The organism is Nereida ignava, from assembly GCF_001049735.1.
GTDB lineage: Bacteria > Pseudomonadota > Alphaproteobacteria > Rhodobacterales > Rhodobacteraceae > Nereida > Nereida ignava.
Genome location: NZ_CVPC01000033.1, coordinates 1 through 9,675 on the forward strand (window position 1 = coordinate 1; position 9,675 = coordinate 9,675).

7 protein-coding genes and 1 pseudogene are annotated in these 9,675 nt (G+C 40.1%); 3 read left to right on the top strand and 5 right to left on the bottom strand.

The window, feature by feature from the left end; genetic code table 11:
* Positions 1–811: 811 nt before the first annotated feature.
* Complete coding sequence (locus NIG5292_RS13705; RefSeq protein WP_048600105.1) at positions 812–1,144, top strand: hypothetical protein; 333 nt, start codon at positions 812–814, stop codon at positions 1,142–1,144.
* Positions 1,145–1,310: 166 nt separating this feature from the next.
* Here the strand turns inward: NIG5292_RS13705 and NIG5292_RS13710 are convergent, their stop codons facing one another.
* The 4 genes and pseudogenes from NIG5292_RS13710 to NIG5292_RS13720 all read right to left on the bottom strand — a co-directional run bounded on the left by NIG5292_RS13710 (position 1,311) and on the right by NIG5292_RS13720 (position 5,053).
* Positions 1,311–1,652, bottom strand: a complete 342-nt coding sequence (locus NIG5292_RS13710) for a hypothetical protein (RefSeq protein ID WP_048600106.1) — start codon at positions 1,650–1,652, stop codon at positions 1,311–1,313.
* A gap of 330 nt (positions 1,653–1,982) precedes the next feature.
* A complete protein-coding gene (locus NIG5292_RS13715) occupies positions 1,983–2,408 on the bottom strand; it encodes a hypothetical protein (RefSeq protein ID WP_048600107.1) in 426 nt (141 codons plus the stop codon).
* A 121-nt stretch (positions 2,409–2,529) separates the two neighbouring features.
* Positions 2,530–2,846: pseudogene (locus NIG5292_RS15205) on the bottom strand (IS3 family transposase); the annotation flags it as partial.
* Between the two features lie 251 nt (positions 2,847–3,097).
* Positions 3,098–5,053, bottom strand: a complete 1,956-nt coding sequence (locus NIG5292_RS13720) for a DUF2779 domain-containing protein (RefSeq protein WP_048600108.1) — start codon at positions 5,051–5,053, stop codon at positions 3,098–3,100.
* 229 nt (positions 5,054–5,282) lie between these two features.
* On the opposite strand from NIG5292_RS13720, the gene NIG5292_RS13725 reads away from it, so the two are divergent.
* Positions 5,283–5,825, top strand: a complete 543-nt coding sequence (locus NIG5292_RS13725; protein ID WP_143082040.1) for a hypothetical protein — start codon at positions 5,283–5,285, stop codon at positions 5,823–5,825.
* A gap of 35 nt (positions 5,826–5,860) precedes the next feature.
* Here the strand turns inward: NIG5292_RS13725 and NIG5292_RS13730 are convergent, their stop codons facing one another.
* Positions 5,861–6,592, bottom strand: a complete 732-nt coding sequence (locus NIG5292_RS13730; RefSeq protein ID WP_074842186.1) for an LEM-3-like GIY-YIG domain-containing protein — start codon at positions 6,590–6,592, stop codon at positions 5,861–5,863.
* 216 nt (positions 6,593–6,808) lie between these two features.
* On the opposite strand from NIG5292_RS13730, the gene NIG5292_RS13735 reads away from it, so the two are divergent.
* The gene (locus tag NIG5292_RS13735; protein WP_143082039.1) at positions 6,809–7,795 is read left to right on the top strand and encodes a hypothetical protein; all 987 of its coding nucleotides are present in this window, start codon (positions 6,809–6,811) and stop codon (positions 7,793–7,795) included.
* Positions 7,796–9,675: the final 1,880 nt, after the last annotated feature.

A 9,675-nucleotide genomic window follows, 5' to 3' on the forward strand; every position in this document is an offset into this window, starting at 1 on the left:
AACAGCATCAGTCAGCAATTTGGTCAGTACTCACGTACGGCATGACAAGTGCCGAGCCTAAATAAGTGAGTAATAACTGATGCTTATCTGGGATATGCCACTGCTAGTGAGGCAGTAGGTGGCGGACAGACAGTGAGTTTGGCTCCTATCTCATCCACCAACAATCAGTTAATACCCTGTAATCATTGGATATAGCATACCTTAGTTCACTACAATAAGGCGCATATTGGTCAGTAATCTGGTCAGTAATTGGTTGAGATGCATTTGACTTAGTGTCCTTATCCTACGGGCTTCTAAGAAGTTTCATTTGAGAGGTGGAAATAGCGATCTTTGTTGATGTTAAATCAGGTCGTTGTAAGCAAGAATTATTTTAACAATAACTTCGGCTTTCATGTCGATCGCAAGCGTTTAATCCAGGGCTCAATACAGCATAAAAACTTGACAAAACAGTGACTTGATGCTATAATAGTGGTACACTCGATGAAACCAATACTGTCACTTTGCTGCTGACTAACGATATATACCCCAAGGTCTACTGAGGCTACATAACAGTCAGCTTAGCCTTATCAAATATAACAGATTAGCAGTTCTTAATCTTGATAAAGATTAAGAGTTAATACCAAAGGTGTTAACAACATAGTCTCCCATAGGTGTTTGAAAAGTCTACTATTGGTCAGCTTTTAGGCTACGCCAACAGCCTTGTATCTATCAGCAGATAAGACTGTCTCAAGCAGTGCGCAATTAGATCAAGAACTCAGCCAAAACGTTTAGAGTTCTCAGTAGCATATGATTACAAAAGCAAACGGAAAAAATGAAGAAACAGGTCTACCATGAAGGTTACAATTACGTCGTAGAATACGGAAACAACTCACTCATTATGTACAAAGAAGATACTGATGAGTGGATGGGTGATATTGAGTACGTCAAGGTGTTTACTGTTGAAGGTCATACACCAAGACCAATGATACTTTATCGCAAGCTAGTGGTAGCTGCGAACAAGCTGATCGCTCAAGCAAACAGTGATTGGTTCATGTTCAATGTAACTGACCAAAAACGTGCTGATCTTTACGAACGCTTCACTCAGTCCATCAAAGGCTATTCGTGCCAACGGGCTGATAAGTACTTCTATCTTTATAGAGATTAGACTGCCTTGATCAGGGAATGTTGTGCGTTCAGGATTATTCACGGTTCGTCACAGGTATTGCTATGCAAGGTCCCGAGAAGGGGGGCGATCCCAAAACCGTTCGGCTAGATTAACGTATTTAATCCAAGAGATCACTGATACTCCTCAATCGCGAGAAGCTATGGTGTCACGCTGGTCGAATTTCTGCAAATACTGACCCGTCGTCTTCATGAAGCCACGTTAAATTGAAATCTACTTCTTCGTCCTCATCTTCGACATCTTCAGCAAAACACTTGCGAGCGAGGACATTGCAACAGTAAACCGCAGCATCGTATAGCTCTTCATCTGCTCCACTTAAGTTATCGTCTTCGTAAGACTTAATGATAGTCACCAATTTTTCTGCGGATATTTCATTGCCGCTTTCTTCTAAAACGCTGGCTAATAGAAGCTTTTCGTTTGCGAAAACTTTGTTTTTAGGGTCTTGGTGAAATATGGCAGCTACTTGCTCAACCTGCTGGTCTAGTTCCATTTAGATTTTATCCTACATTACTTGATCACCTGGTCCTCGTAAAATTTCCCACGTTCACTGGGACTAATACGAAGAGTTCAGCAACTTGTTTTCATTAGTTAGCGCCAGCTATGCGACAAGATATAGCCAGGGGAGAGGCGGTCTGCTTCTAAAAGAAGCTTATCCATACGCCCGACAAAAACAAGTAAATTGCGTATCGCTGATAGGAATGTTCATGCATCGGTTGTAGCGTGTCGCTTTCCTCCACCAGTTCTTACAGAAGCTGGAGGATGCCATGAATGAGATATAATGCATTTAGAAGCTCGCAATCACGTTTGTCACAAGCTTATATTATTCTACGAGATCAAAATCAGAAATGTTGATCGCGTCGAATTCTAGCTTTACGGCATCTTCAGTCCCTTTCCAAAGGTCACAATAAATCAATGAAGCCATGAAATCTGCTGCTTTTACTTGTGATATTTTTAATGGAACCGACACTGCTGCTTCACCAATAAGTCGAAATACCCCTGTAGAAGGCTCAATTAACTCAAAGTTTGCTTTTTTTCGATGCGACGCCGTCGCATGGATGGAATAACCATCGCCCTCGGGATCAACATGGGTGAGATCAAAAACTATTCTAAATTTTTTAGGTTCAAATTTTGAAGAAATTTCACGCTTCATATCATCTGTGAATTGAACGAAATCGAATTCAATATTATCGAAGCGCTCAAAGTTTTTGATTTCCACAGATATTTTTACGTTCGTTGTAAAGTTCATTTCCATAGTCCTTTATTGTATGAATTTACTTATTGTCGGACTTAATCAAAGTCTGAGCATTATGAAATCATGAGTGAGTAAATATCTCAACACCTCTGCGAACTAGGGATTACGCCACGCACTCAGTTCGATAATGCACGAAGTCAGACGAACAGACGTGATTGTGATATTCAAGACGTAAACGGACACACTATCCATCTTTGAGCCAGAACCGACCCTTCTTTGGTTGTTTAATTGGCAGTTTAGGTCCTTCACGTCGCCATAAACATTCCACACGCATGTCATTCTGATGCCAACCTACATTTCTCAACAGGTTAGCGATCTGGCGACAACCAAATCGACCGTACTGGCGCGTTAGCTGATCAAATCTGCGATCAGACGTTTTTCGTCAGCACGTCTGCTTTGCAATTGGCGCTGTCGAGAACGATGTTGACACAAATCTCAACACGGTCCCAAACTAAACTAAACTAAACTAAACTAAACTAAACTAAACTTCAACGAAGACAGGCCGGTTTCAGTTATGATTGCGCTGGCCAAAAAATATCAGGCACATACGAATATAGAAGAGTGGCGGCATAGGGATACAAGCGCGTTGATCTGTTAGTGATGATCGCATTGAGTAGCTCTGACGACGAGAACGGTCAAGTTTTTTAAAATAATGTCAGTTCAAAAATGAAAGTACTTATAGTTTAAACATGGTTAACCCATGCTTCGTAAATCATAACCATCGCGAGAGTATCAAGTTCACAGTATTTCAATAGCGCACTCTGTAATTCTCCACGTTCATAATCAGACATATCCTCGAATTGCATTTTAGCGTATGCCATTAATGCTGCGCCGCCATTCTTCAGTTCTAATTCATTTGTTAGGAGGCGCTTATCACCATTTGTTTCTCCTGAGAAAAGTTTCGGTAACAAATCGTAAGGGTCCTTTTCCAACCCCTCAGAGGTGGTTTGAAACCAACACCAACTTTGAAAGTTCTTGCTCGGTATTCCGTTCGGCGAGCCATAAACGGGCTTGGAATATTTTCTTTGAAGAAATTTTGACCAGTGCAGGACACTCGGTAAAATATGTTTTATCGAATTTGACCCCTTAGTCGCCGGGTCAAAATAATACTTTTTAACCAGTTCTAATAAGTCCAACATCTCTCGATCAGGAGACCATTGTTCCTCAGACTTGGCGGCTGGCTTTGCTATACTTTTAATGAACTCAATGAGTTCATCCTTGTCACTTACCGCCGTAGCCTCGCTTCGTAATTGTTCTAGAATCAAATTTAAAAAGGTATTTTCGTGATGAGAGTATCGAAAAATGGTGCCACTATCGCTGCCTAACTGATCCTTTAATGCCCTAACGAAGTCGAAGTTCGGGAAACTGCCTGGCTCAGCGTTGATGAACTCACCAGCATGTTTGACGGTTCCGTCAGACTCGACGATATGATGTGAAAATTGGAAGGCTATCCCCTCATAGGGCGATTGATGAGCACCAAATGGTATGGCAACCGTCGTAGTTTCAAAATCTATAAAATGAAGTGGATACTTCCAGACTTCCATTTCCGAGAGCAGTCCATCTTTATCGAAGTATACTGAATTATCTCCAGTTTTTGCTTTTTGAATTTGCAGAAACTGTCGCTCAGAATTCGAAAGCCCGGTCGCAGCAGGAATGACTTTCAAGTCGGCTTCATCCATATCTTCAAGTAAGAGTTTCCGATCACTGATTAATTTATCTTTTCCCCTGAAGTTCCAAAGCTCAAATATATTGGGTTTAGCAAATACGTTGTTGTCAATACCTAAAGCTGTCCGAAAACAGTGCTGCCGACCATCAATTTTACCCGATTTTTGGTCCTCTATTGACGCAGTAAATTCACATTTTGCGCATTTTGTTCCAATAGTTGTTGAAATGAACTCTACGTTAACTAAGGAGTTCGAAAATCGATGCACCATCTTTTCAAAGGTTTCTTCAACATGCAATCCATGGTTTGTCGACGAATATATATGCTCACACATATCATCGACGTTTACCGCTGTGATAATTTTTGGGGATAAAGCAGAAGGCGATGGTAATTTTGTCATTTCAACATGTTTACGACCATTATTATCTCTTACCTTGAATACTTGGTTAAGTCCTGCAGCGTTCGTTTTTTGACCTTTGTCTGCAAGCATCAAGTGCGCACTTACTCTCCAGTTTACATGTGCTTTCAAGCAAACCCACTTTTGAAAGGCTGCGTCATACAGGTAATCTCTCCATTCAGCACTTGGCTCACCGTTTTGCTTTTGGAATTTTACCTCATCCTTACTGTTGAATGACTTTGCCTTGACCTCGTACAAGTTAATCTGATCACCGCTTTTTTGCAGTATATCGACACGTATGAAGCAATTTTTATAACGGATTGCCGCTTCAAAAATTGTTACACTATCTCTTTCAAGAAGTGAGTTGGTTGCCTCCAAGGCAACATCACTATCTAAGCTGTCGACCAACACTCCGCCGGGGAAATACAGTTTAGCAAGCTCACCAACTTGAAAACCTCCTTCCGCTAAAGCTTTGAGAAAAGGATCATCCGTTGACGTGTTAGAATAGCGCCTATCCAACATAAAATAGAGTTTTGATGGGCAGGTTAATGCGGTAACAAATCTACTTTTCGTTAGCATCGGTCTACCTCTCAAAAATATTTCTGGGCTGGTAAATTACTAAGAAACAAAACGGACCAGCACAACACCTTCGTGCGCTCAAAGTGAAACGACACTACCATAGGTACAGGGAAAAAATATAGTTGCGTGGTTCAAGTCGGAGCTTGAAAAGTCTTGCTTGGATGTTTTAACCATTATTTATTGGATTAAAAATACAATGTAGGAGAAATTGTCAATGAAATGTATCTTCGTGGATATTGAACCATGTGAATTAGAATTCTTCTTATTCGAAGATGACGTTGACGATAAGATGAAGAAAAAACTCCAACAAATGGGATTTCCCGGTATTTGGGTCAATTTTCCATCATCTGAAAATGATAAGCTAACTGATCTTGGTAGCGGTTTGTTTCAGCAAGGTGATTTTCAGTGTTCATCTTTTCCGGTTACCGAACCAACAGCGGATTCTTCATTTTCAATAAATTATAATGAAGATAAAAACTCAATTATCATAAAACTCGAGGGCACTTTCTTCAGCATCAATGACCCCGAAATATTTGACGATGATGGGGAAGCAGACTTTATGCTTTCTCGCACCTCGGGTATTATTCAAATAGTCGCTCTAAACAACCAGAAAGGTAAACCTATTAAAAAGCTAAAGGATGAATATGGAATGTCAACCCGTATTGAAGCGTTAGCTGCTGATTTGGAATACAATAACAAGGGGTGCGGTCTGCGCTTCCGAATGCACTATAAACTTGGAATGTATAAAGACGGCGAAGTTTTTAACGACTAATAATAGGAAGGATTTGCCCCCTATGGGGGCAAATACTATACGTTAAAATACCTAATTGGGTTAGCAGCACCTCTAGATCGTTGTGGCATGCGGCGGCGCAAATATTTTTGTCGGATGTGTGATGGAGCTACATTTCCTACAAAACCAAACCTTCCAGGAATGTCCTGGACCAAAACATCAGGGAAATTAGATTTCGTCGCAGGCAGCCACTCCGAAATTGAAAACACCTCCACCACGATCCCTCGGTTGACAGCTACAGCGTAGTCTACTTTTTGAGCGTTGCTAAGTTTTACCACCCAGGCAGCCCGAGTGGCCGAATACACTGACCTCTCAAGGGCTGATGCATTAATAGTAATCTCGATAATTTTGTCTTCAATGACGGCTTCTTCTGAAGCGTATCGAGCATCAATCTCCTTTACATGAGCAGTTCCGCGGAGACTGCTTCCGTGCCCAGGCATCAGATTGGTGAGACCTGGATACGCTTCAATGAGAGCCGCTTCAACCTCAAGGGCAGTCCTACGGTCCATTCCGTGTCTATGAATAATGTGTTGAACTTCAAAGCCACAATTTTCGATTTCTCTTATTCTGTCATGTTTACATGACAGCGGATCGTCTAAAGGGTTGTCTTCTTGTACATGGTCAAACACTCGATTGCCGCTCCCCATACCAACGTAAAAGGTTTCGCCATTTCGGGGGTCAAGCAAGCGGTAAACGTAATGCTCAAGCGCGTCGGTTATCTCTGATTGAAACATCAATAGTTCTTTCATGTTAAGTCAATTATACAAGTTAGGGCGCGCAGAATATTTGACAAGTTTCGGCTGCGTATGACTTATGGCGCGTGTAATATTTCGTCATGAAATCAAACTGCATACCTGGACTTTTACTGATTTAAGATATCTAAGCAAATATGATTTTGTGAATTAACTACAGTCATTTGCAAGTGCCAGAACAAGATGTTTATTAAGAATGATCAGGAGCTTTACGTGATATTACTTAAGCAAATCAAAAATATAGATTTCAGTTACTTAGGGATCGTTGTGCTTGCTGTAGCACTCTATATAGGTTTCGATGACCTTATTTTGACCAGTAGCTCTGAGACCGTCAGGGAAACACTAAATGCTGCGATAGGCGTGATTTTTGTGATCATAACAACGATGTACATGCTTAAAAAACAATCTGATGTTGAACAATCAAAGGCACTCGGTAAAGAAGTATTTACCAAAAAGCTTATCACCTATGAAAATGCGATAGAAAAATGGGAAAATATCTGTTTTTCACAAACTGCGGTTACTGAAGCTCAGTTTGCAACCGCATTAAACGTTCATACTAGCCTATGCATGATCGCCCCCGCTGACGTGGTAGAGACAAGCGGCAAAGTTCTCACCCTAATACAATCAGCTTACGTTAACGAAAATGATCAACAGGAACCGCGTGCTTTCGCCCCAGATGAAAAAAATACTATGTGCGAATATTTAGGTGAGTTTTCTAAGGCAGTTAGGGAAGACTTGTCGCTTCCCAAAACTGAAATGACGCAAAGTTTTAAGGACAATTTTACTGCAGGTTTTAAAGAGGCGAGCCTAACAGCAACTACGGCAAGAGATATGACGAAGTACAGCTTTCGGGGCGCGACTTACGGCAAAGGTAAATTAGTCCATGCGGTTGTTAAGGCTTTCGTCATCGATAATAATATTGCAAATATCGATAAGTTAAAAGAATTTTTTCCAGACGATGCGTGGACGAATGGAAGGGCTAGTAGAGGAAAGAATGCTTTTGTTGTTGAACTAGAAGCCAACGCTAAAAAATCAGAAAAAGTTCGATATTTCAAAAAGCCAGAGGAACTAATCCAACTTAAGAACGGTGATTTGATTGTTGTGAATAGTCAATGGGGTACTAATTTCGATTATTTATTTGAAAATTTCATCAAAAAAAATATTAATGATGAAATAATTCCGATAAAATTAAATAAATAGAATATTTTTTTGAAATTTTATTTTTGATTGGGATTTTATTTTTAGAAGAATATATCACTTGCAATCGGATATCATAGCGGTATCGATGAATAGTTATATCTATCGCTCTAATCAAACCTAATATTCTTATTTTTCATTGATCGGCTTCTACATGGCTTTTTGAAATCAAATGAAAATTTTTATAAATTTGTTTTTTTAATATGATCTAATATTAATTTTTATAATTTAGCGTGAATCATTTAGCACGATTTAGAGATGCGCTCGTGATAACGCTTAGATATTAAGATATTGTCCGACGCTCTCTTTATCTACGACTAGTGAGAAGTTGTCGTATCTTGCCTCCGCGCGGGTGAGAGTCATAAAAATTTCTCTAATACAACAGTATGAGTTCCACACTGTAGCACATTTAATGGTTCTAATTATGTTCCTTGAAGGTAATTAAGAATATTCAAACTTGACCTAATTCTAACCTTAAATGTGTAATTAGGTACTCGACTACGTCGAGTTCTCCAGTATGTCGCTTCGCTCCATTCTGTCGAAGTGTTAACGTTTTTACTTAGGTTTGTGGAAATGTGCTCTCAAATCATATCTCACCTTAAATCTGGAATGGTAAGGCAATCTTGATTGCAGTGTTTGTGGTATTGTTTGAGGACACACTTCACCTTCCGCGAGGTGAGGTGTGTCCAAAAGCCTGTGTCTAGTGCCTTCGTTCACATTCCATTAGAGCAACCCAATAATTGGGACAATTAAGTGGTCAGCTTAGATGCGAAAGGGCGGTTAGCCGGTCTCCTTTTACGCTCCGCTTCATACCAGCGGTATAATCGATCAGCCAATGGAACGACTTTGATCAATCATTGAGGGTTGCAGTGTCGCATTGCCCTCATCGTGGTGTGAATATTTTAACAGCCCTTCCACCTTATTGCTGTTTAGTCCTCCAAGTAACTTGAATGGGTCCTAACTGAGATTATCCACACTCTGCTCCATTCAAGTAGCTAGATTGCTCAACAGGTTTGACGTCCTAATATTTTATGTCTTGACCAGACACATTTATTTATAAGAAAAAATATCTCGCACTTGAGGTTTCTGGACTTTTATTTGAAAAATAACAAAAAAGTTCTGATTAACCGTCCCTGCGCCATTCCCTTTATCAGGTGGCTCATACATGCATTGTAATGCATCTATGCTTGAAGCAGTCTTATCGGCTGATGGATATAAGGTTTATGTTGTTAACACCTTTGGTATTAACTCTTAATCTTTATCAAGATTAAGAACTGCTAATCTGTTATATTTGATAAGGCTAAGCTGACTGTTATGTAGCCTCAGTAGACCTTGGGGTATATATCGTTAGTCAGCAGCAAAGTGACAGTATTGGTTTCATCGAGTGTACCACTATTATAGCATCAAGTCACTGTTTTGTCAAGTTTTTATGCTGTATTGAGCCCTGGATTAAACGCTTGCGATCGACATGAAAGCCGAAGTTATTGTTAAAATAATTCTTGCTTACAACGACCTGATTTAACATCAACAAAGATCGCTATTTCCACCTCTCAAATGAAACTTCTTAGAAGCCCGTAGGATAAGGACACTAAGTCAAATGCATCTCAACCAATTACTGACCAGATTACTGACCAATATGCGCCTTATTGTAGTGAACTAAGGTATGCTATATCCAATGATTACAGGGTATTAACTGATTGTTGGTGGATGAGATAGGAGCCAAACTCACTGTCTGTCCGCCATGCATAAAAACCTAAAATCGATATTGCCCCTCTGAATTGTCTCTGCATAATGCCAGTATGCTTTGTCGGGAGGGGTAGTTATGAAGTTAATTCATTCTACAAGCACTTTGGTATTTTTCGCCAGCATCGCTGCTGCTCAGT

What these genes read in the sequence shown, in the direction of transcription:
- NIG5292_RS13705 (WP_048600105.1), top strand. Translation starts at nt 812, where the DNA reads ATGAAGAAACAGGTCTACCATGAAGGTTACAATTACGTCGTAGAATAC.
- NIG5292_RS13710 (WP_048600106.1), bottom strand. Translation starts at nt 1,652, where the DNA reads ATGGAACTAGACCAGCAGGTTGAGCAAGTAGCTGCCATATTTCACCAA.
- NIG5292_RS13715 (WP_048600107.1), bottom strand. Translation starts at nt 2,408, where the DNA reads ATGAACTTTACAACGAACGTAAAAATATCTGTGGAAATCAAAAACTTT.
- NIG5292_RS13720 (WP_048600108.1), bottom strand. Translation starts at nt 5,053, where the DNA reads ATGCTAACGAAAAGTAGATTTGTTACCGCATTAACCTGCCCATCAAAA.
- NIG5292_RS13730 (WP_074842186.1), bottom strand. Translation starts at nt 6,592, where the DNA reads ATGAAAGAACTATTGATGTTTCAATCAGAGATAACCGACGCGCTTGAG.